Genomic DNA, 1,234 nt, shown 5'->3' with positions numbered 1-1,234 from the left:
CACACTGGGACTGAGACACGGCCCAGACTCCTACGGGAGGCAGCAGTGGGGAATATTGCACAATGGGCGAAAGCCTGATGCAGCAACGCCGCGTGAGGGATGACGGCCTTCGGGTTGTAAACCTCTTTTAGCAGGGAAGAAGCGAGAGTGACGGTACCTGCAGAAAAAGCGCCGGCTAACTACGTGCCAGCAGCCGCGGTAATACGTAGGGCGCAAGCGTTATCCGGAATTATTGGGCGTAAAGAGCTCGTAGGCGGTTTGTCGCGTCTGCTGTGAAAACTGGAGGCTCAACCTCCAGCCTGCAGTGGGTACGGGCAGACTAGAGTGCGGTAGGGGAGATTGGAATTCCTGGTGTAGCGGTGGAATGCGCAGATATCAGGAGGAACACCGATGGCGAAGGCAGATCTCTGGGCCGTAACTGACGCTGAGGAGCGAAAGGGTGGGGAGCGAACAGGCTTAGATACCCTGGTAGTCCACCCCGTAAACGTTGGGAACTAGTTGTGGGGGCCTTTCCACGGTCTCCGTGACGCAGCTAACGCATTAAGTTCCCCGCCTGGGGAGTACGGCCGCAAGGCTAAAACTCAAAGGAATTGACGGGGACCCGCACAAGCGGCGGAGCATGCGGATTAATTCGATGCAACGCGAAGAACCTTACCAAGGCTTGACATATACGAGAACGGGCTAGAAATAGTCAACTCTTTGGACACTCGTATACAGGTGGTGCATGGTTGTCGTCAGCTCGTGTCGTGAGATGTTGGGTTAAGTCCCGCAACGAGCGCAACCCTCGTTCTCTGTTGCCAGCACGTAATGGTGGGAACTCAGGGGATACTGCCGGGGTCAACTCGGAGGAAGGTGGGGATGACGTCAAATCATCATGCCCCTTATGTCTTGGGCTTCACGCATGCTACAATGGCCGGTACAAAGGGCTGCAATACCGTGAGGTGGAGCGAATCCCAAAAAGCCGGTCCCAGTTCGGATTGAGGTCTGCAACTCGACCTCATGAAGTCGGAGTCGCTAGTAATCGCAGATCAGCAACGCTGCGGTGAATACGTTCCCGGGTCTTGTACACACCGCCCGTCAAGTCATGAAAGTCGGTAACACCTGAAGCCGGTGGCCTAACCCTTGTGGAGGGAGCCGTCGAAGGTGGGATCGGTAATTAGGACTAAGTCGTAACAAGGTAGCCGTACCGGAAGGTGCGGCTGGATCACCTCCTTTCTAAGGAGCATCTGGCACC

The 1,234-nt window shown here is 55.9% G+C and carries 1 rRNA gene (cut by a window edge); it reads left to right on the top strand.

Features of this window, described 5'->3' with window-relative positions:
• A 16S ribosomal RNA gene (locus AUV08_RS11770) occupies window positions 1–1,215 on the top strand; it begins 800 nt to the left of the window's first position.
• Window positions 1,216–1,234 lie beyond the last annotated feature (19 nt).

The organism is Micrococcus sp. CH7 (assembly GCF_001595485.1).
In the GTDB taxonomy this organism is placed as follows: Bacteria; Actinomycetota; Actinomycetes; order Actinomycetales; family Micrococcaceae; genus Micrococcus; species Micrococcus luteus.
This window is presented reverse-complemented; position numbering and strand designations above follow the sequence as displayed.